This is a genomic window from Desulfallas sp. Bu1-1 (assembly GCF_015594625.1).
GTDB lineage: Bacteria > Bacillota > Desulfotomaculia > Desulfotomaculales > Desulfallaceae > JADNRQ01.
Map to the genome: position 1 here is coordinate 24,391 of NZ_JADNRQ010000005.1, position 26,042 is coordinate 50,432.

The 26,042-nt window shown below is 54.2% G+C and carries 27 protein-coding genes; 25 read left to right on the forward strand and 2 right to left on the reverse strand.

Annotated elements, in window-relative coordinates; genetic code table 11:
* Position 1 precedes the first annotated feature (1 nt).
* Positions 2–730: a PRC-barrel domain-containing protein gene (locus IT084_RS06780; protein WP_195712101.1), complete on the reverse strand. Its 729-nt coding sequence runs from the start codon at positions 728–730 to the stop codon at positions 2–4.
* A gap of 108 nt (positions 731–838) precedes the next feature.
* Between IT084_RS06780 and IT084_RS06785 the strand changes: the two genes are divergently transcribed.
* The 15 genes from IT084_RS06785 to yabQ all read left to right on the forward strand — a co-directional run bounded on the left by IT084_RS06785 (position 839) and on the right by yabQ (position 13,681).
* Entirely contained in the window at positions 839–1,462 is a 624-nt protein-coding gene (locus IT084_RS06785) for a 50S ribosomal protein L25 (protein ID WP_195712102.1), read from the forward strand.
* 68 nt (positions 1,463–1,530) lie between these two features.
* Positions 1,531–1,785, forward strand: a complete 255-nt coding sequence (locus IT084_RS06790) for a hypothetical protein (RefSeq protein ID WP_195712103.1) — start codon at positions 1,531–1,533, stop codon at positions 1,783–1,785.
* A 202-nt stretch (positions 1,786–1,987) separates the two neighbouring features.
* Entirely contained in the window at positions 1,988–2,563 is a 576-nt protein-coding gene (gene pth, locus IT084_RS06795) for an aminoacyl-tRNA hydrolase (RefSeq protein ID WP_195712104.1), read from the forward strand.
* 41 nt (positions 2,564–2,604) lie between these two features.
* A complete protein-coding gene (locus IT084_RS06800; RefSeq protein WP_195712105.1) occupies positions 2,605–3,000 on the forward strand; it encodes a hypothetical protein in 396 nt (131 codons plus the stop codon).
* Positions 3,001–3,041: 41 nt separating this feature from the next.
* Complete coding sequence (locus IT084_RS06805; protein ID WP_195712106.1) at positions 3,042–3,269, forward strand: hypothetical protein; 228 nt, start codon at positions 3,042–3,044, stop codon at positions 3,267–3,269.
* Positions 3,270–3,354: 85 nt separating this feature from the next.
* On the forward strand, positions 3,355–6,870 hold the full coding sequence (gene mfd / locus IT084_RS06810; protein WP_195712107.1) for a transcription-repair coupling factor: 3,516 nt from the start codon (positions 3,355–3,357) through the stop codon (positions 6,868–6,870).
* Positions 6,871–6,979: 109 nt separating this feature from the next.
* Complete coding sequence (locus IT084_RS06815; protein ID WP_195712108.1) at positions 6,980–8,011, forward strand: peptidylprolyl isomerase; 1,032 nt, start codon at positions 6,980–6,982, stop codon at positions 8,009–8,011.
* 133 nt (positions 8,012–8,144) lie between these two features.
* A complete protein-coding gene (gene spoVT / locus IT084_RS06820; protein ID WP_195712109.1) occupies positions 8,145–8,705 on the forward strand; it encodes a stage V sporulation protein T in 561 nt (186 codons plus the stop codon).
* Between the two features lie 159 nt (positions 8,706–8,864).
* Positions 8,865–10,331: a nucleoside triphosphate pyrophosphohydrolase gene (gene mazG / locus IT084_RS06825; protein ID WP_207744459.1), complete on the forward strand. Its 1,467-nt coding sequence runs from the start codon at positions 8,865–8,867 to the stop codon at positions 10,329–10,331.
* A 108-nt stretch (positions 10,332–10,439) separates the two neighbouring features.
* Positions 10,440–10,715, forward strand: a complete 276-nt coding sequence (locus IT084_RS06830) for an HU family DNA-binding protein (RefSeq protein ID WP_195712111.1) — start codon at positions 10,440–10,442, stop codon at positions 10,713–10,715.
* 29 nt (positions 10,716–10,744) lie between these two features.
* Entirely contained in the window at positions 10,745–11,005 is a 261-nt protein-coding gene (locus IT084_RS06835; protein WP_195712112.1) for an RNA-binding S4 domain-containing protein, read from the forward strand.
* 301 nt (positions 11,006–11,306) lie between these two features.
* A complete protein-coding gene (locus IT084_RS06840) occupies positions 11,307–11,591 on the forward strand; it encodes a hypothetical protein (protein WP_195712113.1) in 285 nt (94 codons plus the stop codon).
* Positions 11,592–11,635: 44 nt separating this feature from the next.
* Positions 11,636–12,586: a SpoIID/LytB domain-containing protein gene (locus IT084_RS06845; RefSeq protein ID WP_195712114.1), complete on the forward strand. Its 951-nt coding sequence runs from the start codon at positions 11,636–11,638 to the stop codon at positions 12,584–12,586.
* Positions 12,587–12,728: 142 nt separating this feature from the next.
* A complete protein-coding gene (gene yabP / locus IT084_RS06850) occupies positions 12,729–13,019 on the forward strand; it encodes a sporulation protein YabP (protein ID WP_195712115.1) in 291 nt (96 codons plus the stop codon).
* Between the two features lie 104 nt (positions 13,020–13,123).
* On the forward strand, positions 13,124–13,681 hold the full coding sequence (yabQ, locus tag IT084_RS06855; RefSeq protein WP_195712116.1) for a spore cortex biosynthesis protein YabQ: 558 nt from the start codon (positions 13,124–13,126) through the stop codon (positions 13,679–13,681).
* Between the two features lie 29 nt (positions 13,682–13,710).
* Here the strand turns inward: yabQ and IT084_RS06860 are convergent, their stop codons facing one another.
* The gene (locus IT084_RS06860; RefSeq protein WP_195712117.1) at positions 13,711–14,379 is read right to left on the reverse strand and encodes a stage II sporulation protein R; all 669 of its coding nucleotides are present in this window, start codon (positions 14,377–14,379) and stop codon (positions 13,711–13,713) included.
* A gap of 139 nt (positions 14,380–14,518) precedes the next feature.
* On the opposite strand from IT084_RS06860, the gene IT084_RS06865 reads away from it, so the two are divergent.
* The 10 genes from IT084_RS06865 (at position 14,519) to IT084_RS06910 (ending at position 25,854) form a co-directional block, all read left to right on the forward strand.
* Complete coding sequence (locus tag IT084_RS06865) at positions 14,519–14,803, forward strand: transcriptional regulator (protein ID WP_195712118.1); 285 nt, start codon at positions 14,519–14,521, stop codon at positions 14,801–14,803.
* Positions 14,804–14,930: 127 nt separating this feature from the next.
* The gene (locus IT084_RS18135; RefSeq protein ID WP_313885440.1) at positions 14,931–15,314 is read left to right on the forward strand and encodes a septum formation initiator family protein; all 384 of its coding nucleotides are present in this window, start codon (positions 14,931–14,933) and stop codon (positions 15,312–15,314) included.
* A gap of 74 nt (positions 15,315–15,388) precedes the next feature.
* The gene (locus IT084_RS06875; protein ID WP_195712119.1) at positions 15,389–15,763 is read left to right on the forward strand and encodes a S1 RNA-binding domain-containing protein; all 375 of its coding nucleotides are present in this window, start codon (positions 15,389–15,391) and stop codon (positions 15,761–15,763) included.
* Positions 15,764–15,818: 55 nt separating this feature from the next.
* The gene (locus IT084_RS06880; protein ID WP_195712120.1) at positions 15,819–16,706 is read left to right on the forward strand and encodes a Ppx/GppA family phosphatase; all 888 of its coding nucleotides are present in this window, start codon (positions 15,819–15,821) and stop codon (positions 16,704–16,706) included.
* An 89-nt stretch (positions 16,707–16,795) separates the two neighbouring features.
* Positions 16,796–19,243, forward strand: a complete 2,448-nt coding sequence (locus tag IT084_RS06885) for a SpoIIE family protein phosphatase (protein WP_195712121.1) — start codon at positions 16,796–16,798, stop codon at positions 19,241–19,243.
* A 343-nt stretch (positions 19,244–19,586) separates the two neighbouring features.
* On the forward strand, positions 19,587–21,023 hold the full coding sequence (tilS, locus tag IT084_RS06890; protein WP_195712122.1) for a tRNA lysidine(34) synthetase TilS: 1,437 nt from the start codon (positions 19,587–19,589) through the stop codon (positions 21,021–21,023).
* Between the two features lie 107 nt (positions 21,024–21,130).
* The gene (gene ftsH, locus IT084_RS06895) at positions 21,131–22,957 is read left to right on the forward strand and encodes an ATP-dependent zinc metalloprotease FtsH (protein WP_195712123.1); all 1,827 of its coding nucleotides are present in this window, start codon (positions 21,131–21,133) and stop codon (positions 22,955–22,957) included.
* A gap of 12 nt (positions 22,958–22,969) precedes the next feature.
* Positions 22,970–23,419 (forward strand): nucleoside-diphosphate kinase, encoded by a 450-nt coding sequence (gene ndk, locus IT084_RS06900; RefSeq protein ID WP_195712124.1) that lies wholly within the window; start codon positions 22,970–22,972, stop codon positions 23,417–23,419.
* Between the two features lie 116 nt (positions 23,420–23,535).
* Positions 23,536–23,943, forward strand: a complete 408-nt coding sequence (locus tag IT084_RS06905) for a thioesterase family protein (protein WP_243276818.1) — start codon at positions 23,536–23,538, stop codon at positions 23,941–23,943.
* A 150-nt stretch (positions 23,944–24,093) separates the two neighbouring features.
* A complete protein-coding gene (locus IT084_RS06910; protein ID WP_195712125.1) occupies positions 24,094–25,854 on the forward strand; it encodes a formate--tetrahydrofolate ligase in 1,761 nt (586 codons plus the stop codon).
* Positions 25,855–26,042 lie beyond the last annotated feature (188 nt).

The window sequence follows — 26,042 nt, forward strand, 5'->3', positions numbered from 1 at the left end:
ATTACTCCTCTTTGGGCGGCTTTTCTCCGGTGGTGGTATCTTCCGGCTTGATGTCGCCTGTGGAAGTGCCTGTCGTTTGATCATCCATATCTTCCGGTTTATTGCGTTTGAACCTGGAAAACGATTTGTTTACATTGGAGCCAAGTTCCCTGCTTTTTTGTATGGTTGACTCCCATAATTGGCCGGTGGATTCTTTTACGCTGCGTAACTTGTCCTGAAGCCCGCCGTCCAGCTTGACCGCTTTTTCCACGGCCTCGTCCGAGCAGACGATCATTTCCTTACCGATGGTAAGGACGTGTTCAATGTCAAGAAAGGCCGTGCCGCTGAATATCCCGCTGATATAGCCGCCGCTGAATTCCATGCCCACCAGCTCGCCGGAGGTAAGGTCCACGTAATAATCGTCAACAATGCCCAACAAGGTGCCGCTTTCGGTGACGATGCGGGCTCCGTTGATTTTGCACTTGTCCTTGACCAGGCTGATTATTTCCGGCAGGTTGTCGCCTTTTTGTACAAAAGCGCCGCGGTGTATGGTAACGGCGTCTTCGCCCACGCTACGTATTTTACTATAAGTGACAAATTTTTGATCGTTAAATAAACCTTTTTGTTCCACAATCAGGGCGGCTACTCTTTTTTCGCCCGGATTGATCACCAGTCCCTTGATTGTTCCGACCTGCTTTCCTTCTTCCAGGCTGATGACAGGCATCGAGGCAAATTGTTTACTTTTGCGCATAGCAACACCCCCTGTACGCCCAACAATATTATATTTAAATGTTATGACGGGGGTGTGTTTGATATAACCATAAACAGGGAATATTATCCCAAAGGAGGTTGAGATATAATGGCAGATTTAAGTTTACAGGTAAATTACCGGGAAAAAAGGGGGAAGGGTTACCGGAATGAATTGTTCCGCAAGGAAATGGTGCCCGGCGTAGTATACGGCAAGGCCGTGGGCAGCGTTCCGGTGGAGGTGGCTTTAAAACCCTTAAAAGACGTTATTGCCAAAGGCAGAAGCAATATTATCGATCTAACCGTACTTGGGCCGGGTGCGGGTGAATCCCGGAACTACAAGGTGCTGGTAAAAGACATGCAGTATGACCCGATTAAACGGGTGTTGATGAATATAGATTTTCACCAGATATCCATGGAAGAACCAATTGAGACAACCATACCCGTCAACCTCACCGGCGAGGTAAAGGACGGTATTTTACAGTATGGCATCCGGGAAATCCGGATTTCCTGCCTTCCCACCGAGATTCCCGATGCGGTAACAGTTAGCCTTGACGGTCTGACGGTGGGTGACACGGTTACTGTAAAAGACATCTCCGTTCCCGAAAAAGTAACGGTGCTTGAAGATCCCGAAACGGTTGTGGTTACGGTGCTGGCGGAACATAAGGCGGAGGAAACCGAAGCGGAAGGCGAACCGGGTGCCGCGGAAACGGAAACTCCCGCCGGAGAGGCCTGATTCGCGGAACATTCTTTCCTTGACCTGCATAATCTGGGGGTAAAATATGCAGGCAAGGAGGAGATTTTATGGCTGATGCAACCGGCGCCGGGTACTTCCCCCCTCCGGGCCCGTCGTACGGACCCGGTTACGGTATGACGTTTCACGAGCGGATTCAAAGTTCCATCGGGAGAAATATTACTGTTTACATTGGTGATGTAGCCACTCCGGTAAGGGGTGTGTTGCACGCCGTGGGTGCCAATTACCTCGAGGTGCACCGGACTGTAAACAACACCATGGAAGTGGTATTGATTCCATTGCATGCCGTTGTTGCCATAGTTTAACATGGCGGGTTTATAGCCCCGAAAGCCCTGGCCCTGAAAGGGCGTAAAGTATTGCTCCGGCCCCCTCCATTCCAGGAGGGGGTAAATAATTTGCCCACACAGTATATTCTTGATATGATCTTGACTGCGGAAAAGGTAGTATGGTTCAATCATAAAAATGTTTTTATTTATTTCACTTTGCCGGCAAGTGGAGGTAAATGATTTGAAACTTGTAGTAGGGTTGGGAAACCCCGGTGAAAAATATGCCGCCACAAGGCATAACGTTGGTTTCAGGGCGGTGGACCTGGTGGCGGCCCGCCTGGAAACGGCCGTTGACCACCCGTTTTTGCGCGCCCTGGTTGGACAGGGGCTTCATCAAGGTGAAAAAATTATCCTGGCCAAACCCCAAACTTACATGAACCTCAGCGGAGAAGCGGTGATCCGGCTGTTGCGCTGGTATAAACTGCCCCCCGCCGATATGACGGTAATATATGATGATCTTGACCTCGAGCCGGGCCGGCTGCGCATCCGCAATCGCGGCGGCGACGGCGGGCACCGCGGTTTGGCCTCGATTATCAATCTCTTGGGGACGGGGGATTTCGTCCGGGTGCGCGTCGGTATCGGGCGCCCCCCCGCGCAGGGGCCGGAAGTGGTGGACTGGGTGCTGGGGCGCCCCGCTCCTGCCGAGGAGGAAATGATCAACAAGGTGTTGCACATTGTTCCGGATGTGCTGCTGGAGATTGTTGAAAGGGGCGCCGGGGCGGCCATGAACAAGTACAACAGCTGGAAACCGGTATAAGCCGCAGGGTGGTTGTTAATACTAATTAACAGGTGATTTATTTGTATATCTGGGCAGGCCTGCTTTCAGCCGTTGCCGCCCGGTTTTTTCTGGGGCTGGTGGGCAAAAGCGGAACCCGGGGCGTAATCGTGCTGGTGGCGCCGGCGGTGGAAGAGACGGCCAAAACAGGGGCCGCATTGCTGTTAAACGCCGATATATTTTTAACCCACGTGGTATTCGGCGGAGTGGAACTGGCGGCGGATTCCCGGCGCGGTCGCGGCGTTTGGCCAGGCCTGGCGGCCCTGGCCCTGCACAGCGTGCTGGGTTTCATTGCGGCCTGGCTGTACCAGGCGCGTGAATCCCTGCCGCTGGCCCTGCTGCCGGCCGCCGCGTTACACGCGCTCTGGAACCACGCAGCGGTGGTGCTGCTCGGGCCGGGCCGGCGCGTGATCAAATAATTTATACCGTTATCATTTTGTATAAAGGTGATGGAGTTGCAATGAAGATTTATTATATATGCGAGTGTTGCGATCGCATATTTAAAGCGACCGGACCGGGTGAAAGGGCCCGAGACGGTTCCCACGACTTGACGGGGGTAGGGGCCGGGGGTATAATGATGGGTGAGTATGGGCACGGGGTTAGTTATGCCACGGGCCTGTGCGAGGATTGCCGGGAGGAAGTTTATGGCCCTCCCCCGCGCCTGGTCTACCCGTACAGGCTGCATTAAACATGATAATCAAGGAAAGGCTGGAGCTTTAGCCATCAGACGCTAAAGCTCTTTTTGTGATGCCTTTTTTCGGCTGGTGGTGCATATGCGGGGGTTGTTGACTCCCATTATGAATACAACAGAATACGCCGGCCTGGTCAGGAGCTTCAACGCAGGCCAGGGCCAGCAACAAGTATTTGGCCTTACCGGCGCGCAGCGCAACTTGCTTATCGCGGCACTGGTTGACAATGTTTTTCCCACCGCGCTGGTGCTCACCCCGGGCGAGGCGGAGGCGGGTCAAGTATTCGACGACCTGGCCGCATTACTCCCGAACGCAAGGGTGGAGCATTTTCCCGTTTTCGAGCTTTTACCTTACCAGGTGCTGGCTCACGGGAAAGAGGTAACATCTCGCCGGCTCAGTGTCCTGGAGGGCCTGTGCCGCGGCGAACCCATGGTGGTGGTGGCGCCGGTGGAGGCGGTGATGCGCCGGCTTTGCCCGCGGGAAGCGTTTACCTCCGGTGTGATTGAACTGGCCGTGGGAGATCGTTGGGATACCGGGGAACTGGTGCGCCGGATGGTGGCCATGGGTTACGAAAGGGTCGACCTGGTGGAAAACCCCGGACATTTCAGCATGCGGGGAGGTATTGTCGATATATTCCCCATGACCGGGGAAAAGCCGGTCAGGATTGAGTTTTTTGATGACGAGGTGGATTCCGTCCGCCTGTTTGAAGTGGAATCCCAGCGTTCGGAAAAAAAGATTGAACGGGTTCAAATCTTCCCCGCCCGGGAGCTGGTTATTCCCGGCGACATGTGGACCATGGGCCGCAGCGCCATCAGGGCGGATTACCGCATTCACCAGCGCAAGCTGGCCCGGTCGGGTGATGCCGCGGCGCTGCGGTTTTTCGAGGAACATTTCGGTCACCTGTTGGAAATGTTGGAAAATAATACTTACTTTCAGGGGCTCGAACTGTACCTGCCGTATTTTTACCCCCGGCCAGTGAGCCTGTTGGATTACCTGCCCCGGGGCGCGCCCGTGTTTATGGACGAGCCGCAAAAAATAAAGGATGTGGTGCAGAGTATTCAACGGGAACGGGCAGAAACATATTCCGATCTCCTTACCAGGGGTAAGGTGTTGCCCGGCCAGCTGAAGGGGTACCTGGACTGGGAAGAATTATATGAGGTTTTTTGCGCCAGGCGGGCGGTCTATTTTACTTTCATGCCCCGCCAGGCGCCGTTCATTCGACCGCAAAACATTGTCAATTTCACCGCCAAGTCCATGCACAGTTTCCTGGGGCATATCGACATGCTGGCCGGGGAAATCCGGCAGTGGCGCAAGAACGGCAACGCGGTGGTGCTGCTGGTGACGGGGCAGGATCGGGGCAGGCACCTGTTGGATGCGCTGCGGGACGAAAAGCTGGACGTCTTTTACGTCTCCGCCCTGGACCGCGAGGTCCGGCCCGGCAACGTGGTGATCAGCCACGGCCAGCTTTCCGGCGGGTTTGAACTGGTGAACGCCCGGCTGGTGGTCATCACCGAAGGCGAAATTTTCGGCCAGCGCAAGCGCAGGCGGCGGGAACAGGCCCGGGAGGGCAACCGGCTGGAGCCTTTTACCGACCTCAAGGTGGGGGATTACGTAGTGCACGTCAACCACGGCATCGGTCGCTACCAGGGGATTGTGCCGCTGGACATCGGGGGTATCCGCAAAGAGTACTTGCTGATCAAGTACGCCGGCGAAGACAAGCTTTACGTGCCAACGGATCAGGTTTCACTATTACAAAAGTACCTCGGAGCCGAGGTTGACGCCCCGCGGCTGTCCAAGCTGGGCGGCCCGGAGTGGAACCGGGTTAAAAACCGGGTCCGGGAGGCCGTCAGGGATATGGCCCAGGAACTTTTGGCCCTCTACGCCGCCCGGGAAACCGTGCAGGGCTACGCCTACGGGCCGGATACAATCTGGCAGAAGGAGTTTGAGGAGGCTTTTCCTTACGAGGAAACGCCGGACCAGCTCAAGGCCATCGCCGAAGTGAAGCGGGACATGGAAGCTCCCCGCCCCATGGACCGGCTTTTATGCGGCGATGTGGGATACGGCAAAACCGAAGTGGCGCTGCGCGCCGCCTTCAAGGCCGTGATGGAAAGCAAACAGGTGGCCGTGCTGGTGCCCACCACCATCCTGGCCCAGCAGCATTACAATACCTTCCGGGAGCGGTTTGCGCGCTACCCGGTGCGTGTAGAAATGCTCAGCCGGTTCCGGACGCCCCGGGAGCAGCGCAGGATTATCCAGGACCTGAAGGCGGGTCGTATCGACATTATAATCGGCACCCACCGCCTGGTGCAGGACGATGTGGTGTTTAAAGATCTGGGCCTTCTGGTGGTGGACGAGGAACAGCGTTTTGGCGTGTCGCACAAAGAAAAATTAAAAAAGATGAGGACCAGCGTTGATGTTTTGACCCTTACCGCCACGCCCATACCCCGCACCCTGCACATGTCCCTGGTGGGGGTGCGGGACACAAGCATTTTGGAGACGCCGCCGGAAAACAGGTTTCCGGTCCAGACTTACGTGCTGGAAGAGGATCCCGTGCTGATCCGGGAAGCCATCCGGCGGGAGCTGGGCCGGGACGGGCAGGTGTTTTTTGTCCACAACCGGGTGGCCGACCTGGACAACGTGGCCCTCTGGGTGAAATCGCTGGTGCCGGAGGCCCGTATCATTACCGCCCACGGGCAGATGCGGGAAGAAGAGCTTGAACAAATTATGCTGGATTTTATCGACGGGGAATACGATATCCTCGTTTGTACCACCATTATTGAAAGCGGCCTGGACATACCGAATGTCAACACGTTAATTGTTAAAGAAGCCAACAATTTCGGCCTGGCGCAGTTATACCAGCTGCGCGGGCGGGTGGGCCGGGCCAATCGCCTGGCTTACGCTTATCTTACCTTTCGTAAGGACCGGGTTTTAAACGAGGTGGCGGAAAAGAGACTGGCCGCCATCCGCGAATTCACCGAACTTGGTTCCGGTTATAAGATTGCAATGCGCGACCTGGAAATCCGGGGCGCCGGCAACCTGCTGGGAGCCGAGCAGCACGGGCATATTGCCGCCGTGGGCTTCGACCTGTACTGCCGCCTGCTGGAGGAGGCCGTGCAGGAAGCCCGGGGACGGCGGGTGGAGCAGCCCGTGGAAGCGGTGGTGGAACTGCCGGTGGAGGCCTATATCCCGGAAGATTATATGCCCGACGCGAACCAGAAAGTGGAACTGTACAGGCGCATTGCCTCGCTCAAGCGGCTGGAGGACGTTCCGGACCTGGAGGAAGAACTGGTGGATCGCTTCGGTGACCTGCCCCGGCCGGTGGAAAACCTGTTGCGGGTGGCCCGGATCAGAGTGATGGCCGGGAACCGGAAGATCAAATCCGTCAGCAGGCAGCAGGGTTTTTACCGGATAATTTTCGCTCCGGGGCACAACCTGACCGGGGAAAAGCTGGTTGCGGTAGGGGAGCGGTACCGCAACAAGGTTAAGTTCAGCAACGCCGAAGATGAGTTTGAAATCCGGCTGAAATTCCGGGAGGCCGGGCGCTCTCCGGAGGAACAGCTGGTGGATTTGGAGCGGTTTTTAGAGTATTTAAGCCAGTGAATGTTGTTAATTGGATTGGTTGCCGTGGTCGCTGATTTGCTATATAATTGAGTGAGCTGGTGCCGCCGCAGGAGGTGGCATCATTAATTCCGGGGAGGAGATGGACGACTTGCGTAAAAATGTTGGTCTTTTGGGAGTGATGATCCTACTGGTTTCCCTGGTCCTGTGGGGCTGCGGCGGTAATAATGTGGTGGCTTCGGTGAACGGTGAAAAAATCACCACCCAAGAGCTTGACCAAAATGTTGAGGCCATGAAGGCCGGCCTGGAACAGCAGGGATTGATATTCGAGGGTGATCAGGGCAAAGAATTTGAACAAATGCTGCGCCGTGATGTCCTGAACCAGATGATTGACCAGAAGCTGATTCTCCAGGAAGCCGAAAAGCGGGGTTTATTGCCCACCGACAAGGAGGTTGCTGGAGAAATCGAGCAGCTTAAAAAACAACTGGGGTCCGAGGGAGAATTTAAAAAGTTCCTGGCGGCCAACGGGGTTAATGAACCGAAGCTGAACGACCTGGTAAAACAACAGCTCGCCTTGAACAAGCTGCAGGAACAAATTGCCTCCGGCGTGTCCCGGCCGTCCGGTGAAGAAATTAAAAATTATTATGAACAAAACAAGGACCAGTTCAGCACGCCGGAACAGCGGCAGGTCAGGCATATTTTAATCGGTGTCGGCGATTATTCCAACGGGAAGAACCGCACTGAAATGGAGGCCAAGGTACTGGCGTTGCAGGTCGCCGAAAAACTGAGATCCGGCGCGGACTTCGCGGAACTGGCCAAGCAGTACAGCGACGACCCCGGTAGCAAGGACAACGGCGGGGAATACCCACCCTTCAGCAGGGGCAGCGGCTTTGTCAAGGAATTTGAGGACGCCGCGTTTAATCTTAAGGAAGGGGAATTTACCGCGGAGCCGGTTAAAACCGCGTTTGGCTATCATATCATACGCCTGGACAAGGTGATTCCCGCTAAAGTGCAAAGCCTTGCGGAGGTCAAGGACGACATAGCGGAAAGAATCCGGCAAGAAGCGGTTTCCAAAAAAATGGACGATTTCATGCAGGAACTGCGCGATAAAGCGAAAATAGTAAATAACCTGGGAAAAGACCCATCTGGTCAAGCTGAAAAGGGGGTTTCGACAAAAAAATAACCTTTTCGCGGTGAGATGAAAATTATTTTGTTCATGATTGGAAAAAAATGAATAATTCCCGACCTCCGGTTATATACTAACATAGAAAGTTTATTCGCGATTAACTTCAGGTAAAGGAGGGAAGGGGCGGCCCATGAAAGCAACGGGTATAGTGCGAAGAATAGATGATCTCGGCAGGGTGGTTATTCCCAAGGAAATTAGAAGAACGCTCAGAATCCGCGAAGGCGATCCCCTGGAAATCTTTGTTGACCGGGAGGGTGAAGTAATTCTAAAGAAATATTCACCCATAGGTGAGCTGGGCGATTTTGCCAAGGAATACGCCGATTCGTTGCACGAGGCCCTGGGACATATTGCCTGTATTGCGGACCGGGATACCATCATTGCCGTTTCCGGAGCACCGAAAAAGGAATTTTTGAATAAACCAATCAGCGCCGCAGTGGAAAAGGTTATGGAAGATCGCAAGGCGGCAATTATAAATAATCCCGGTAATGACCCTCACTGTAAGGAATGTATGATTATAGAGGACGGCGAATGCAAATATTCGGCGGAAGTAATTGCACCGATTATTGCCGAAGGCGACCCTATCGGGGCAGTAATACTGGCCTCACGTGAACCGAATGTGCAGATGGGTGAACTTGAACTAAAACTGGCGGAAACCGCGGCAGGTTTTCTGGCCAAACAAATGGAGCAGTAGGCAGCCCGTACAACCGGGCTGTTTTTTTATAAAACATAAGCTAAACGGGAAGTATAAAAAAACATTTTTTTAAAGGAAAACAGTAAACCAGGGTGGAAATGGTAAGAACAATGGTAAGGCTGGATTTTTTAAGCAACACGGGAGGTTTTGGTGAAGACAATGATAACAATCGTAGGGTTGGGGCCGGGGAACAAGGATTCATTGCCGCCGGCCAACCTTGATGTATTGCGCCAGGCGCGCCGGCTTTTTTTGCGCACCGAAGTGCACCCGGTGGTGGATTGGATCAAGCGGCAGGGGATTTTATTTGAGTCCTTCGACCGGTACTACGAGCAGGCGGATAACTTTGAGGAAGTGTATAACCTGATCAAGGATGACGTGTTGGAAGCCGCCGGCGCCGGGCCGGTGGTTTATGCCGTGCCGGGACACCCGCTGGTGGCGGAAACATCCGTTGAATTGATTCTGGGGGATGCACAGCAACGCGGCATTCCAACAGCCGTGCTCCCGGCCATGAGCTTTCTGGACGCAATGTTTGCCGCGCTCCGGATCAACCCCGCCGGCGGCCTGCAAATAGTTGACGGTTTGCGGCAGGATGCCCGGGATTTGAACCCGGCGCTGGGAGCGGTTGTGGTTCAGGTATACAGCCGTTTAATCGCGGCTGACGTTAAACTGGCCCTGCTGGAAGTTTACCCCGCGGAACACCGGGTAGTCCTGGTTCGGGCTGCCGGTATCCCCGGCGAGGAAAAAATCGAATCCATCCCCCTTTACGCTTTGGACCGGTTTGACTGGGTGGATCACCTAACCAGCCTGTACCTGCCTCCGGTGCAAGAGCCCGGCGTAAAAAAAAGCGGGCGTTATCCGCTTGACGGGCTGGTGGACATTATGTCCAGGTTGCGCGGAGATGGCGGTTGCCCGTGGGACCGGGAACAGGATCATCATACCCTGACTCCTTACTTGCTGGAGGAAACTTATGAAGTGCTGGAAGCCATCCAGCAGGAAGATATGTATAAAATTTGTGAAGAATTGGGAGACTTATTACTACAAATCGTATTCCATGCTCAAATTGCAAAGGAGCGGGGCTTTTTTGACATCAACGATGTGGTGGACGGGATCAGCCAAAAGATGATCCGCCGGCACCCCCACGTTTTTGGTAACCTTCGGGTGCAGGACAGTGATGAAGTACTGGCCAACTGGGAACAAATTAAACAAACCGAGAAGGATGGTGATGCCCGGCCCAGTGAATCGATATTGGACGGAGTGCCCCGCGGGTTACCCGCCTTGCTGCGATCCCTGAAAATACAGGCCAGGGCTGCCCGGGTGGGCTTTGATTGGCCTGATTGCCGGGGAGCCATGGACAAGGTGTTCGAGGAATGCCAGGAATTGAAAGATGCATTGGAAACGGGCCAAAGAGAAGAGATCGAACAGGAGACGGGAGATGCTTTATTTGCCGTGGTAAATGTGGCCCGGCTGGCGGGGGTGGACCCCGAGGTGGCGCTAACCGCCGCCACGGACAAATTTATCCGGCGGTTTAATTATATTGAGCAAAACGCTTCCCTAACGGGTACAGACTTGCGGGATATGACCCTGCAAGAAATGGACAGGCTCTGGGAACAGGCAAAAAAAAGGTGAAAAAACAGTAAAAAATGTAGGAAAATTTTACTTTCCAGGAGGAACTCAATAAGAAACAGCGAATAGTAAAGAGCATGTTACCACGTTTAATTTTTGAGGGGGGTATCTATGAACAAGGCAGAATTGATCGCTAGTGTGGCGGAAAAGGCCGAACTGACCAAAAAGGATGCAGAAAAAGCCGTAAGTGCATTATTGGCAACTGTAGAGGAAGCCCTCGCCAAAGGTGAAAAAGTCCAGCTGGTTGGATTCGGAACTTTTGAAATCAGGGAAAGGGCCGCCCGCAAAGGCCGCAACCCGCAAACCGGAGAGGAGATCGAGATTGCTGCGGCCCGGGTGCCGGTGTTTAAGGCCGGTAAAGCTTTGCGCGAAGCTATCTCCTCCTAAAACGAATCTATTGTTTCCGAGGTTTTTCATTGAGACTAGATAAGTTTTTAAAGGTTTCCCGGATTATTAAAAGGCGTACGCTGGCCAAGGAAGCTTGTGACCGGCAGCAGGTAACGGTTAACGGCCGCATTGCTAAAGCCGGCACGGAAGTTGAGCCGGGTGACGTAATCCAGGTTTCATTTGGTCAACGCCTGCTTAAAATTAGGGTTGTAAGCATTCGGGAAACGGTGCCTGCTGGGCAGGCTGCGGAATTGTATGAATTGCTTGAAGATTACAGGGTGGAAGAGTAACATTTACATATCGAAGGTCCCGAGGGGCCTTTTTTATTTTTGGGTAGACGCCCATGCCGCTAACGCGGCACTTAGCCCGCCATAGCCCGATAGCTTTGACCCCTTGGACCCGCGTAGAGTAATGCCCCGGAAGATTGTTGCAAGTGTTGATAGAATTTTAGCTATTTTTAAAGTAAAAGTATATGCGTCAAAGAAACTTCCATGTAATTGCATAAAACCGGCTAAAACCCTCAAATTTCATTGTTGACTGCATATGGTAATATAGTCATTAAATGGATCGGGGGTGCCGGTGATGTTGTGGATGAAATGGGTTAAAAAAGAATTGGATCATATTTCAGCTACTATGCCCCGCCTTGGAATGATCCGGGGAAAGGGCAAATGTTTCATGTGGCTGCTGGATAAAGACGGTTTTTTAAGATTGATTTCCGTTAGCTTTAATATAAGTGATACTTTTGACCCGCTCGCTTCGGCGGTCCGGTGGCTGGGCACGCCGTCCTACGCAGGGGGCTTGAGACCCGGGGGCCCGGCCCGTTTGACCGGAGTGCTGCATTACTTTACCAGGGGGCCCGATTGGCGCATATTTTAATTCCCGCCCACAAAAAATATATAAAAACCGGCGGGAGGGGTATTATGCGTAAACTTAAAATATTACTGGTTTTGATGTTATTGCTGGGGCTGGCGTGGGGTTGCGCCAGGGGCCCACAGCGAAAACCTCTTGAACAATCTGTTCCGGGTGCACCCGATAAAGAACCTACCATCAGTCTTTACATCAAAGAAAAAGGCATCAAGGAAAACATCAAGCTGGAAGATTACCTAGCCGGCGTGGTGGCCGCGGAAATGGAGCCGACCTGGCCGGTCAACGCCCTGGCCGCCCAGGCTATTGTGGCCCGTACATTCACCATGGAAAACATCCAGGCCGGGCGGGTCAAAAAACTGCATGGGACGGACGCATCCACGGACGTGGAGGAATTTCAGGCTTACGATCCCTCCCGGATAAACGACAACGTGCGTAAAGCAATTGCTCTTACCAGGGGCAAGGTCATCACCTACCGGGGTGATTATGTCAAGGGATGGTTTTCGGCGTGCGACGGGGGTATTTCCGCCTCGGCACCGGAGGGGCTGGCGTATCGTAAAGAGCCCACAACATACATTAAGGCCGGAGCGCGGGATGGTTGCCTGTCGATAACCGTACCGGAAAACAAGTACTGGCGGGCGGAAGTGCCGCTTGACCAGGTAAGGCGGGCGGTAAAGGAGATCAGCGGGGCCGATCCGGGCAATATCAGTGCGGTTAAAATACTGGAAAGGGGGCCTTCGGGAAGAGCGATCAGGTTGCAGATCGGATCCCAAACGGTAAGCGCGCCTGAATTGAGACTGGCCCTGGGCAGCGAACGGGTACGCTCCACCCTCATCTCCCGGGCCGGTATCCAGGGTGGCAACCTGGTGTTGGAAGGTAAAGGATTCGGCCACGGGGTCGGGCTGTGCCAGTGGGGGAGCAAAAAAATGGCCGAAGAGGGAAAGAAGCCGGAAGAAATTATCAAGTTTTATTACCGGGATGTTGACATCCAGAAACTCTGGGATTAACCTGATAAAATTAAAAACGTTAAAAACGTATTCCAAGGTGGTCCGCACGGGATCACCTTTTTTTAACATATTTACAGTTCCCCGGCATAGATATGATATGAAAAGTCTTAACCCAAGTCACCGGGCCGGGAGGTGAAACGGGATGGAACAGAAACAAGCTTTCAGCAACCGGCTTACCCTTACCGATCGCAAGCACCTGGTAATTGAAGGGGTGGAGCATGTAGGCAAGTTTAATGACCGGGAAATCAACCTGGACACCAACATGGGCCTGCTCACCCTGCGGGGCCAGGAGTTGCATATTACCCATCTAAACCTGGAAAGTGGAAATATGATGGTGGAAGGATTTATTTCCAGCATGGAATTTACCGAGCGCAAGGGTTCGGTGGGCGCGCGGGGCGGCAGTAAAGGAATGCTGAATAGAATTTTCAAATAGTGGTTCCGGCCGGATAACTTAAATCAAAGGCCCAGCCTGCCGGTTTTGTTGCGCCCGGGTGTGGACGCGCCGGACATGCGGAAAAATTTTTGGAGGTAAAAGTTGTGACGGATCCGGTAACCAGTCAATTCATGGTTTTTTTATATACCATTTTGACCGGGGCGCTGGCAGGTCTTGTCTATGACATTTACGCCGGGTTCGGCTATGTTTTCAGGTTGCGGAAAGCCGGTATTTTGGTGGGAGATCTCATCTTCTGGCTGGTCATGACTCCGCTGGTCTATGCCCTGTTGTTGCATTACAACCAGGGTGAAGTCCGCTTTTTCGTACTACTGGGGCTAGGCGGCGGTGCCGCGCTGTATTTTTATCTCTTCCGCGACCGGGTCAGAGTGCTGGTTATCAGGATTATCCAGTTGGTCATCCGCTTTTTGCGTTTTATCGCCCGGGTAATTATTTGGCTGGCCGCGGCGGTGGTTTTTCCTTTTCGGCTGGTTTACACGATCGTTTCCTTTCCCTTTCGTCTGACCGGGCAGGTTTTGGGCAAAACCGGGCCGTGGCTTGCGGCATTAATTAAACGCCTTGTGCCCGCTCCGGTGAAGCGTTTTTATCGCCGGTTGGTTGACCGGTGGATAAAGATTATCAGTAAACTGGGACGCGGAAAGTAAAAAATAAAATTAAACGGCAAACCCGGGGTTTATGCCCCGGGTTTCTGCATCATATCATGGCAAACCGATTTCAGCAATTCCACAATCCGGAACCGGTATTGGAAACGGGGCTGGCCGGTATTGTTTTCATGGTCGTCAATATCACCGCCCCGCGGCTCCTTCTCCACCGCTGCAGCCGCCGGCACCGCCACGGGCGGGGCTGATTTCTCCAGGTCCACAAAGCACAGGGGCGGGTAAAGCACACACCACCAGTTGGCGCCCTTGCCCTCTCCGATAATCACCCGTACGGCCTCGTATTCACCGGAGGGCAACGTTAGCGATGAAACCCGGTTTTCATCGTTTTTTATAGTATATGTTTTGGTTGGGAAATGGAAAGTTCCCCGCACCACCCGTACCGGGTAGTTAAAACCCTGCCGCCGTATTTCTTCCAGAGCCACCTGCTCAATTCTGCCGGCGTATGCATCGGCAATTTTCCTGGCTTCCCCGGCGCTCGCGGCCTTGCTGAAAACAGGCGCGGTTTCCCTTACAATGCGGTCCTTGACCCGGTATTTAAGTTCCTGGTCGTAAAAAGAATTGCTATTGGCTATTACATGCAGGCGGATCAAACCGCCCGGCGTACCGCCCCGGTGCTCGTGGGCATATATCCCGGCGGCGGCCAAAAGCACCAGTATTATAATCAACCCGGTTCGTCCAAGCATACCATCACCTGCTTTGTCATTGATTAATAATATTGTTGCCATAATATCCCCGGTTAAACGCGCAAAAAAAAATTATTTAATGGCTTATTAATTAAGAAAAACAAGTCAACAATATATAACAAAGGAGGGATTGCAAAAAATGATTAGTACTACAACACTTGCGGATTACCTGGTTAAAGCGGGAGAGCGGCTGCCCGAGGAGGCCGGCCGGGTGCTGGAGGCGCTGATTACCGAAGGCAGTATGAATAAGGAGGACCTTTCCCTGCTGTCCCGGGTAAAAAGGGCCGTGCTCGATCACGTGATCATGCAATTATATGCCCTGGGTTTAGTTGAGGTCTCCACTGAGGGCAAGAGCAAAATATGCAGCCTGACCAAGCTTGGTGAGGAATATCTGGCCCTGGTAGAGGAAAGGAAAGCCGGTTAAAGAAAGGCCGGCTTTTTATTATGAAAAATTTTAATTTCCCGGCAGGAAATACCATGCCGGGCGCAGAAAGTCATTCCCGGGCATAATTTGGGGCTGTTTGAGCCGGACGAAAAGGAGGAGTGAAACCGTGATCACCGGTTCATCCACGTCGCGACATGACGTGACGGGTAATTACCATGGAGACAGGCGGAGGCGGCGTGTAAGGTTTCGTTTTTCCCGAAGCAAATTGCCCGTTATCATTTTTACCTTGCTCTTGTTATATGTTTCCTTTTCCCTGGGATCGCGTTTCGACCAGCTTTACGCCATGCAGCGTGACTTGCAGGCCATCGAGGCTGAAATTAAGGAAATCAAGGAAAAAAATACGGGTCTGCAAAGGCAGCTGGAAAATTTGCAGTCCGATGCTTATATCGAGCAGGTGGCCAGGGAAAAACTGGGACTGGTTAAACCCGGTGAATCCAGAATTGTGCCGGTTCCGCCGGAGGCCATTAAAGATGACGGGATAAAGGACTAAACACTTCTTGACAGTAGATGTGGCTTTGATATAATTAATCAAGGTCTTTCACGGTAGGAGGAAATTTTTCAAGTATGCCGGTTGAACTTGGAGAAATTTTGGAAGGCAAAGTAACCGGAATTACAAATTTTGGTGCGTTTGTGGCGTTGCCGGACGGGAAAACCGGGTTAATTCACATCTCGGAGATCGCCGAAGAATATGTGAGAGATATCAATGATTTTTTAAAAGTGAACGACCAGGTCAAGGTAAAGGTTATTTCCGTGGATCCAAAGGGGAAAATCGGCTTGTCCATCAAGCAGGCCGTTGAACGCAGGCGCAAGCCCGCCAGGCCTGCGCTTTCTTTCGAGGAAAAACTGTCCAGGTTTTTGAAAGATAGTGATGAACGCCTTCAGGCTCTCCGCCGGAGCACCGATGCCAAGCGCGGCGGCAGGGGAGCCGGCAGAAGATGACAACGGTAAGCATTCTCCAAAGGGAATGCTTTTTTTATACCGGAGGGGGTTGCCGATGAGGGTTGCCGCCATCGATGTTGGTAGCAATTCCACCCGTTTACTGGTGGCGGACGTTGAGAAAACCGGGATAGTGCCTGTGTGCACGGGCCTGAAAACCACTCGCCTGGGCCAGGGCATCACCGGAGGGCGGCTGGTGGCCGCGGCCATGGGGAGAACTATTTCCGCAGTTTGTGATTTTTTGCGGCAGGCCGACCGGGCGGGGGCACGGAAAAAAGTACTGGCGGCAACGAGCGCGGTGAGGGACGCCGCCAACCGGGAGGATTTTGTGAACGCGGTGCGCTCGGCCACCGGGGAGCAACTGGTGGTGCTGCCCGGCACCGAGGAAGCCAGGTTGAGTTATCTGGGCGTAACCGCGGCGCTTGGTGAAGTGCGGGACGCCGTAGTGATTGATATCGGGGGTGGAAGCACGGAATTTATCTGGTCCGGAAACGGAGAAACCCGGTGCCTCAGTGTAAAGGCGGGAGCTGTTCGCATGACCGAGGGAGGTTACGGCCGGGGCCAGGTAACCGCTGCTATTGGTCCGGCTCTGCGTGCCGTCAACCGGGACCGTCCCGGTGACGTCATCGGGGTGGGCGGCACGGTGACCACCCTGGCGGCCATGGCCCAGGAATTACGTTGTTATGACCCGAACAAGGTGCACGGCTTCCGGTTGACCAGGGAGATGGTTGATTCACTTTTCCAAAAGTTATGCGACCTGCCCGTCGCCGAAAGGAAAAAACTGCCCGGGCTGCAGCCCGAACGGGCCGACATCATCCCGGCGGGAGCATGGATTTTAAGTAGGATACTACACGGCCTGGCCAAGGGGTCCGTGCTGGTCAGCGAAGCGGATATATTGTACGGGCTGGCCCTGGAAGCTGCGGCAGCGGGGAAAATGTCGAAATAATTCTGGTATAAAATACCAAAAAAGTAATTATTTTTCCACTCATTTGTACTATAATTGAGGATAGCACGGTGTACAAAGGGGTGGATTTGTTGTTTGAAAGAGTCGAAGTTGATACATACCAGCGCGGGCAGGATAACAAAGATCGGACCGCCGGAAACTACTCTCCCCGGGGCCGGGCAAGCGGTCGCCGGGCTAAAAAATTTAGCGGAATACGGGCGTTGAATGTGGCGGGGCACCTCGTCTTGCTGGTCGTGGCCTTTTTATTGGGCAGGGCGGTGTTGCTGGGGGAATTGCTCCCCTTTGGCGCCGCGCTTGTAGCGCCCGCTTTTGTTATTTACAGGGAATATGCTCCGTCCGCGTTGTTAGGTGCGGCGTTCGGCTTAATTACCGTAACCAGTGGCTGGGACCAGGTAATCCATATACTTGCCCTGGTGGCGGTGGGCGCTGCCGCCCTTGCTCTACCCCCGCGCGCCGCCGCTCTTCGTTTATTGCTGGGGGGAGCCGTTTTTGCCGTACTGGTGGTGGCCGGTACCGGTTATGCCGCCGCCACCGACCCCACGACGTACGATTACATAAGAGTGCTTTTTGAAGCGGTTTTTGCGGCGTTATTAACCACGGCCTATTACGGGGCTTTAAAAGGTTTGCGAAAGGCTGCCCGCCGGGGCAAGATATCCGGGGAAGAGTTATTTTGCCTGGCACTGCTTTTGGTCAGCGTGGTCGCGGGAGCGGGACAGGTGCAGTTAAGTGGAATCAGCCCGGGGGGTGTGCTGTCCGGGCTTGTGGTAATGACGGCGGGTTATATCGGGAGAGCTGGCTTTGGGGCGGCTGCCGGGGCAGTCATGGGGGCGCTGCCTGGCTTGATCTTTACCGTTTCGCCGGCGGCGATGGGCGCCCTTGCTTTTGCCGGTTTTCTGGGCGGGTTGTGCCGCGGATTGGGCCGGATGGGGGTGGTTGCCGGTTTTTTGCTGGGGAACATCCTGCTTACGGTTTACCTGGGCAATAGCCGGGATATCTTAAGGATGCTGTTCGAGTCTGCGGGCGCCGCCCTGGTCTTTTTGCTGCTGCCCCGGGCAGTGCTGGCTTATTTCCAAAGCTTTTTCCCCGTGCTGGTTCCCTGGGTGGCGACGGATTACCCGGATAACGGCGGAAGTAAAATTAATGTCCCGGGCCGGCTAAGCGGTTGGGGGAACGCATTTGAGGAAATTTCCTGCGCATACGATCAGATTGGTGGCGCCATGGAACCGGAATCCGGTGACCAGGGATGGCACGCCACGGTAAACGAGCTAAAAAATATGGTTTGTGCCGGTTGCGCGCTATACCGCGTGTGTTGGGAAAGGGAGGCACAGCAAACCTTCCGCTGCCTTTACGCTACCTTTGATGTTGCGGAAACGAAAGGAAGGATCGGCGCGGAAGACCTGGATGACGGCTTGCGGCTGCGCTGTTGCCGGGCGGGCGAGCTGGTGGTGGGCATCAATTGTCTGAACCAGTTGCGGCGGATGAATCGTTTTTGGGAAAGCAGGCTGCGGGAAAGCCGGGAACTGGTTTCCGATCAATTGCGGGGCATGCGCGATGTAATTGATCACCTGGGCAGGAGGATGGAATCGGAAAGCGAAACCTGGCGCGGGCGCGCCGAGTATTTCAAACAGGAATTGAAACATGCCGGGTTTCCGGTGGTCTCGGTTATTGCCTGCCCGGGACCCAGGGATTTTGAGGTGGAAATTACTATGCCCGCGTGCGGCGGGGGCAGAAGATGCCGGTATGACGTGGCGCCGCTGTTGAGCAGGCTGGCCGGGGTAAACCTGGCGCCCGCCATGGGTGATTGCGTTTGTTTTGATGAGGAGGAATTCTGCACCTTCAGGCTTTACCCGAATCTTCGCCACAGGCTGGAGGTCGGCCTGGCCTGTGCAGCCGGAAGGGGAAATGCCGTCTCGGGTGACGGTTATGCAGTTTTACCATTAAGCAACGGGCAGGTGGTCTTGATGCTGAGCGACGGTATGGGCTCGGGTTCCACCGCGGCGGCTGCGAGCAGGGCTGTCCTATCGCTGTTGCGCCAGCTGCTGAAAACGGGTTTTAATAAAAATTTGGCCGTACGCATTTTAAACTCGGTGATGATCCGGCAATTCAACGATGATAATTTTGCCACCGTAGATATGTGCGTAGTAGATCTTTATAGTGGAAGGGCGGAGTTGATTAAAATCGGCGCGTCGCCCAGTTTTCATGTGCGCCAAAGCCGTGTGGACGTGGTCGGGGCAGGCTCTCTGCCGGCCGGCATAATGGATGAAATTAGTGTTTTTACCGTAAGCAGGGATTTTGCCGCCGGTGATATCCTGGTTATGGTGACCGACGGCGTTACAGATGTTTATCGCGGGGCGGAGGAAAAGGAGGAGTGGATCACCACGGTGCTGCGGGAAATTGTGGATTTGCCGGCCCGGGAAGTGGCGGACTTGATCCTGAGGCTTGCCCAGAGCGGCGCCGGGGACCTGAAAAATGCGGACGACATGACCGTGCTGGTTGCCCGGGTGGAAAAATCCAACTAAAACCCCCATGCCGCCGGCACGGCTCCTGTAGAGGTTTTCCTGGATAAAGCGAAGCATTGGATGCGGTGCAAAGTGTAGCGCCCCAAAGCCATTTAACTAATTTTAGGCTGAAAATGACTAACATTGGAGCCCTGAATAAAACACCGGAACGACTAATAAATCCTAATAAATATTGTTTTAACCGGCGACCCTTTGTGAAATATTTTATTCTCAACAAAGGTTCGCTTTTTTTTTGTGGTTTTTTAATGAGATATTTATTCCTTGTGAAAATAATACTTATAGGAGGAAATTTTTTCACCGGCGTTGAAGATAAGAAAAATTAATTCCATGTGGGTGGAAAAGCATGCCTTTAATCCAGCAGGTGGCTGAACAAATAAAAAAACATGGTATGGTCACCGGCGGAGAAACGGTTGTGGTGGGCGTTTCAGGCGGACCGGATTCCGTTGCCCTGTTGCATATCTTGTGCCGCTTGAAGGAAAGCTTGAACATTAGACTGGTTGTGGCGCATTTAAACCATTGTTTCCGGGGCGCCGAGGCCGACGCCGACGCCAGGTTCGTGCGGGAATTGGCCGAGCACCTGAGGTTGGAGGCCCATGTGGAGTCTCGCGATGTGCCGGCTTACTGCGTGGAACGCGGCATTTCCGCCCAGGTTGCGGCCCGGGAAGTCAGGTACAGCTTTTTAAGCGAGGTGGCCGTAAAGACGGGCGCCGCCAAGGTTGCGCTGGGGCACCACGCCGACGATCAGGCCGAAACAATTCTGCTGCACCTGATCAGGGGCACCGGCACCGGGGGCTTGCGGGGCATGCTTCCCGTGCGGGATAATTTTTTTATTCGCCCCCTGCTTACCGTCAGGCGCCGGGATATCGAGGCGTATTGCCGGCGCCACGGCCTGGCCGTAAGGCATGATTCCAGCAATGCCCAGCCCAAGTACCTGCGCAACCGGGTCCGGCTGGAGTTGGCCCCACTCCTGGAGAAAAATTATAATCCCAACTGGGTGGAAACCGTCAACCGGTTGGGAGAGATATTGCGGGAGGAAGATGAATACCTGGAGCAACAGGCGGACCAGGTTTACCGGCGAATCAGGCTGGGGCCGGGCGGCAATACCGTGCGCCTGAACAGGGAGCGTTTGCTCGCCTGCCCGGGGGCCCTGACGCGCAGGGTAATCCGGAGGGCCTGGGCGGAGCTCTGCGGAGACAGTGGCGACCTGGAATTTAAGCATATAGACAAGGTTTTGGAAATAATAAAGGGTGGAGGGGGGCGGCGGCAAATTGCCCTGCCCAGAAGCGTAATCTTGATAAGTAATTATGACCTTGTGGAATTGACCCTGGACCGAAAAAACGAAGGAGTGCCCTTTTACCAGTATTGTTTGAAGGTGCCCGGCATTACCACTATTCCCGAAACAGGGGTATCCATCGGAGCCCAGGTCATCCCCGTGCACGAAGCAGGTGATCCCTCCGGACTCGGTCCCTGCGAGGCTTTACTGGACTACGACCGCCTGTCCCGCCCGCTTGTTGTGCGCCGCCGCCTGGACGGAGACCGCTTTGCGCCGCTGGGATTGGAAGGTTCCGTTAAACTGAAAAAGTTTTTCATCGACCAAAAAGTCCCGCGCGAGGTGAGGGACTACATTCCCCTGGTGGTATCCGGGGGCGATATTGTGTGGGTGGCGGGATTGCGTCCGGGAGAGCGCTGGAAAATCACCGGGGACACGACCAATTGCCTGCGGTTATACATAGCCGGTTACGGAAAAAATTTTGATATCTGCCACCGCCGGGGTGATTAATAATTCTTTGTACAAATGATTTGTATTTTATTGAAATAACGGGCCTTATTTGTTAGAATCATCATTATGGGCCAAGTTACTGCAAGCTTGGAGAGGAGTGGCTTTGTTTGAACAAGGTCATGAAAAACCTTAGTATATACTTGCTGATTGTACTGGTCACCATAGCCCTGATCAGGTATACTTCCCACGAGAATCCGGCGGTCAAGGAGTGGCGCTTCGACCAGTTTTACGAGGCGCTGAACCAGGGACAGATCAGGCAGGTAACCCTGCAGCCCGAGGATACCACCGTTTTGATCACCGGTGAGAAGACGGACGGGACGCAGTTCAGGGTGCGCGGCATTACGCCCGCCGCCGAGAAACTGCAGGATATACTGCTGGAAAAAAAGATCAGTTACAATGTTGTTCCGCAACCCGAGCCGGGATGGTGGACCGGGCTTTTGACCACTCTTTTGCCCATTCTGATTTTTGTGCTGCTGTTTTTCTTTCTCATGCAGCAAACCCAGGGCGGGGGCAACCGGGTGATGTCATTCGGCAAAAGCCGTGCCAGGTTGCATACCGATGATAAGAAAAAAGTGACCTTTGCGGATGTGGCCGGGGCCGACGAGGTTAAAGAAGAACTCGAGGAAATTGTTGAATTTCTCAAGAACCCGAAAAAATTCAATGAACTGGGGGCGCGCATACCCAAGGGCGTGCTCTTGTTCGGCCCGCCCGGCACCGGTAAGACGCTGCTGGCCCGCGCCGTGGCCGGCGAGGCGGGTGTTCCGTTTTTCAGCATCAGCGGTTCGGATTTCGTAGAAATGTTCGTTGGTGTCGGCGCTTCCAGGGTACGGGACCTGTTCGAACAGGCCAAGAAAAACGCCCCCTGCATTGTGTTTATCGACGAGATTGACGCTGTAGGACGCCAGCGGGGCGCCGGGCTGGGCGGCGGCCACGACGAGCGCGAGCAGACCCTGAACCAGTTGCTGGTGGAAATGGATGGTTTCGAGGCCAACGAAGGCATTATTATCATTGCCGCCACCAACCGTCCCGACATTCTTGATCCTGCGCTTTTAAGGCCGGGGCGGTTCGACCGCGAGGTCGTGGTGGACGTTCCGGACGTCAACGGGCGAAAGGAAATTTTGAAGGTGCATGCCAGGGGTAAACCGCTGGCCGCGGAAGTGGATATTGATGTGCTGGCGCGGCGCACGCCCGGGTTTACCGGCGCCGACCTGGCCAATCTGATGAACGAGGCCGCGTTGCTGGCGGCCCGCCGCAACAAGAAGGAGATCGGTCAGAGCGAGCTGGAGGATTCCATCGAGCGGGTCATTGCCGGGCCGGAGAAAAAATCCCGGGTCATCAGCGAACAGGAGAAGAAACTGGTCTCCTACCACGAGGCCGGGCATGCGGTGGTCGGGTACCTGTTGCCGCATACCGACCCGGTGCACAAGGTGTCCATCATCCCCCGGGGCCGGGCCGGCGGGTATACCTTGCTGTTGCCCAAGGAAGACCGCTACTACATGACCAAGTCACAGCTGTTGGACCAGGTGACCATGCTGCTGGGCGGCCGGGTGGCCGAAGCGCTGGTGTTGAAAGAAATCAGCACCGGTGCTCAGAACGACCTGGAGCGCTCCACCGAGCTGGTGCGAAAAATGGTGATGGAGTACGGGATGAGCGAAGAGCTGGGGCCCATGACGCTGGGGCGCAAGCAGGAAACCGTGTTCCTGGGCCGGGACATCGCCCGGGACCGCAATTACGGTGAGGAAGTGGCTGCCGCCATCGACCGGGAAGTCAGAAGGATGATCGATAAAAATTACAACCGGGCCAAGGAATTGCTGACTAAGCATATAGAGATATTACATTTGATTGCCCGTAAACTGATGGAAAAGGAGACGCTGGAAGCGGAGGAGTTCAGCGCCATCATGCGGGAAGCAGGTATCGAGGCCAATAAAGCATAAGGAGGGCGACTTGTGGAGCGCACATATGTAATGATCAAGCCGGACGGCGTTCAGAGAAACCTGGTGGGTGAAATAATTGCCCGTTTTGAACAGAAGGGTCTTAAAATCGTGGCCTTGAAAATGTTGCAGATATCCCGGGAACTGGCTGAGCGCCACTACGGGGAGCATAAAGGCAAACCGTTTTTTGAGCCGCTGGTGGCATATATCACCTCGGGGCCGGTGGTGGCAATGGTGCTGGAAGGCAAGGACGCGGTGAGGACCGTCCGCGACATGATGGGAGCCACCAACCCGTTGAAGGCGGCGCCGGGCACCATTCGCGGCACGTATGGCATGGATATCGGGCGCAACGTGGTGCACGGTTCGGATTCCGTTGAAAGCGCCAACAGGGAAATAGGGCTGTTTTTCACTCCGGAAGAAATTGTAGAGTATCAAAGGGCTGTGGATAGCTGGATTTACGAGTAAAGCGGCAAGGGCCGCTTTTTGTTTTTTAAGAGATAAATATATTTTGGCCATGCAGGAAATAACCTCTACTGTGTAGAATAAATTCCTTTCAAACGATTGCTGAGGTGAATAATACCATGTCCTTAACCGCCAAACTAATGGTGGGCCTACGCGGTATTGCCCGGGAAGAGGTGACCGCATCCAATACCGCGGTTGCCTACGGAAGCGGCAACATTAATGTGTTTGCCACCCCCGCCATGGTGGGCTTGATGGAAAAGGCAGCGCTCGGCTCGGTTGACCCGCTTTTGCCGGAAGGATATACCACTGTGGGCATCAGGGTGGACGTGGAACATATTGCCGCCACCCCGGTGGGCGGCCGGGTGGAGACCCGGTCCGAGTTGACGGAAATCGACGGGCGCCGCCTGGTGTTCAAGGTGGAGGCGTATGACGACAGGGAGTTGGTCGGCCGGGGAACCCACGAGCGGTTTATCGTTGCCACGGAAAAATTTTTACAAAAAGTGGCCGGAAAACGCTCTGCCGGTTAATGATTTCCCTTTAAGGCCAACATGAGGACAGCCGTAAACACGCAGTCTTTTGCTAAATAAAAATATTTAAATAAGGGGGGTAGCCAGGGGGGGGGGAAATTGTAAACTTACCATTATCTAAAAAAAATTATTCGAGAGGAGAGGAAAATTTTGGCATACGATGCAACTAAACTTAAGGACTTTGAAATAGCCGAACTGGCGGAACAGAATATGCCCATGCCCTACGAATGGGCTGAAAGGCTGGGTCTGCAAAAGGATGAGATTATCCCCTACGGCAGGATCTGCAAGCTTGACTTCATGAAGATCATCGACCGTCTTAAGGATAAGCCCGACGGTAAATTCATCGAAGTTACCGCCATTACCCCCACCCCGCTGGGTGAAGGTAAAACTACCACCACCATGGGCCTGGTGGAAGGTTTGGGCAAGCGGGGCGTCAATGTAGGCGCCGCTATTCGCCAGCCGTCCGGCGGCCCCACCATGAACATCAAGGGAACCGCTGCCGGTGGCGGCAACGCGCTGGCTATCCCCATGACCGAGTTCTCCTTGGGACTTACCGGCGATATCAACGACATCATGAACGCCCACAACCTGGCAATGGTTGCCCTCACCGCCCGGATGCAGCATGAGAGGAACTATGACGACGCCGAGTTGGCCAAGCGCAACTTGAGACGCCTGGACATCGACCCCACCAGGGTGGAATTTGGCTGGATCATTGACTTCTGCGCCCAGGCGCTGCGCAACATTATCATCGGTATCGGCGGCCGCATGGACGGCTACATGATGCAGTCCAAGTTCGGTATTGCCGTGAGCTCCGAGTTGATGGCCATCCTGGCCGTGGCCACCGACTTGAAAGACCTGCGCGAACGCATCGGCAGAATAATCGTGGCTTACGACAAGAAGGGCAACCCGGTAACCACCGAGGACCTGGAAGTAGCCGGCGCCATGACCGCTTTCATGCGGAACGCCATTAACCCGACCCTGATGAGCACGGTGGAATACCAGCCCGTCCTGGTACACGCCGGCCCGTTCGCCAACATCGCCATCGGCCAGTCCTCCATCATCGCTGACCGGATCGGCCTGAAGATGTTTGACTACCATGTAACCGAGAGCGGATTCGCTGCCGACATCGGATTTGAGAAGTTCTGGAACGTGAAGTGCCGCTTCAGCGGTCATACCCCGCACGTTTCCGTGCTTACGGCCACCATCAGGGCCCTCAAGATGCACGGCGGTGGTCCCAAGGTTGTGCCCGGGCGCCCGCTGCCCGAAGAATACGTCAAGGAAAACGTCGAGCTGGTTGAAAAGGGTTGCGAAAACCTGGTCCACCATATCAATACCATCAGAAAAGCCGGTATCAACCCGGTGGTCTGCATCAACGCTTTCTATACCGATACCAAGGACGAAATCGCCGCGGTCCGCAGGGCTGCCGAGGCGGCCGGCGCACGCTGCGCGCTGTCCGAACACTGGCTCAAGGGTGGCGAAGGCGCGCTGGAACTGGCCGACGCGGTTATCGACGCCTGCAACGACAAGGTGGACTTCAAGTTCCTGTACCCGCTGGAAATGCCGCTGCGGCAGCGGGTTGAGGTCATCGCCAGGGAAGTATACGGGGCTGACGGCGTAAGCTGGACACCGGAAGCCGAAGCCAAGGCCAAAATGTTCGAAGAAAATCCAGAATACAGGGATTTTGCCACTATGATGGTCAAAACGCACCTGAGCTTGTCCCACGATCCCACCCTCAAGGGTGTGCCCAAGGGCTGGGTACTGCCGATCCGCGACGTCTTGATCTATGCCGGCGCCAAGTTCCTTTGCCCAATGGCCGGTACCATCAGCTTGATGCCCGGTACCAGTTCCGACCCGGCGTTCCGGAGAATCGACGTCGACACCGAAACCGGCAAGGTTCTGGGGTTGTTCTAATCATAGTAAGCATGCATGAGGGGCTCCTTTTGAAGGGGCCCTTTTTATTCGATAAAAAATCCCTAAATGATCCGGTTTGCGCCGGGCGGCAATTTTGAAAATAAGGCAAATATTTAATTACAACCGGCAGGAAAAATAACAGTTGTAATAGAACTTCAATATAAATATAGTTAAACTGCGATGGGTGA

What these genes read in the sequence shown, in the direction of transcription:
- IT084_RS06780 (WP_195712101.1), bottom strand. Translation starts at nt 730, where the DNA reads ATGCGCAAAAGTAAACAATTTGCCTCGATGCCTGTCATCAGCCTGGAA.
- IT084_RS06785 (WP_195712102.1), top strand. Translation starts at nt 839, where the DNA reads ATGGCAGATTTAAGTTTACAGGTAAATTACCGGGAAAAAAGGGGGAAG.
- IT084_RS06790 (WP_195712103.1), top strand. Translation starts at nt 1,531, where the DNA reads ATGGCTGATGCAACCGGCGCCGGGTACTTCCCCCCTCCGGGCCCGTCG.
- IT084_RS06805 (WP_195712106.1), top strand. Translation starts at nt 3,042, where the DNA reads ATGAAGATTTATTATATATGCGAGTGTTGCGATCGCATATTTAAAGCG.
- mfd (WP_195712107.1), top strand. Translation starts at nt 3,355, where the DNA reads ATGCGGGGGTTGTTGACTCCCATTATGAATACAACAGAATACGCCGGC.
- spoVT (WP_195712109.1), top strand. Translation starts at nt 8,145, where the DNA reads ATGAAAGCAACGGGTATAGTGCGAAGAATAGATGATCTCGGCAGGGTG.
- mazG (WP_207744459.1), top strand. Translation starts at nt 8,865, where the DNA reads ATGATAACAATCGTAGGGTTGGGGCCGGGGAACAAGGATTCATTGCCG.
- IT084_RS06830 (WP_195712111.1), top strand. Translation starts at nt 10,440, where the DNA reads ATGAACAAGGCAGAATTGATCGCTAGTGTGGCGGAAAAGGCCGAACTG.
- IT084_RS06840 (WP_195712113.1), top strand. Translation starts at nt 11,307, where the DNA reads ATGAAATGGGTTAAAAAAGAATTGGATCATATTTCAGCTACTATGCCC.
- IT084_RS06845 (WP_195712114.1), top strand. Translation starts at nt 11,636, where the DNA reads ATGCGTAAACTTAAAATATTACTGGTTTTGATGTTATTGCTGGGGCTG.
- yabP (WP_195712115.1), top strand. Translation starts at nt 12,729, where the DNA reads ATGGAACAGAAACAAGCTTTCAGCAACCGGCTTACCCTTACCGATCGC.
- IT084_RS06860 (WP_195712117.1), bottom strand. Translation starts at nt 14,379, where the DNA reads ATGCTTGGACGAACCGGGTTGATTATAATACTGGTGCTTTTGGCCGCC.
- IT084_RS06865 (WP_195712118.1), top strand. Translation starts at nt 14,519, where the DNA reads ATGATTAGTACTACAACACTTGCGGATTACCTGGTTAAAGCGGGAGAG.
- IT084_RS06875 (WP_195712119.1), top strand. Translation starts at nt 15,389, where the DNA reads ATGCCGGTTGAACTTGGAGAAATTTTGGAAGGCAAAGTAACCGGAATT.
- IT084_RS06880 (WP_195712120.1), top strand. Translation starts at nt 15,819, where the DNA reads ATGAGGGTTGCCGCCATCGATGTTGGTAGCAATTCCACCCGTTTACTG.
- tilS (WP_195712122.1), top strand. Translation starts at nt 19,587, where the DNA reads ATGCCTTTAATCCAGCAGGTGGCTGAACAAATAAAAAAACATGGTATG.
- IT084_RS06905 (WP_243276818.1), top strand. Translation starts at nt 23,536, where the DNA reads ATGTCCTTAACCGCCAAACTAATGGTGGGCCTACGCGGTATTGCCCGG.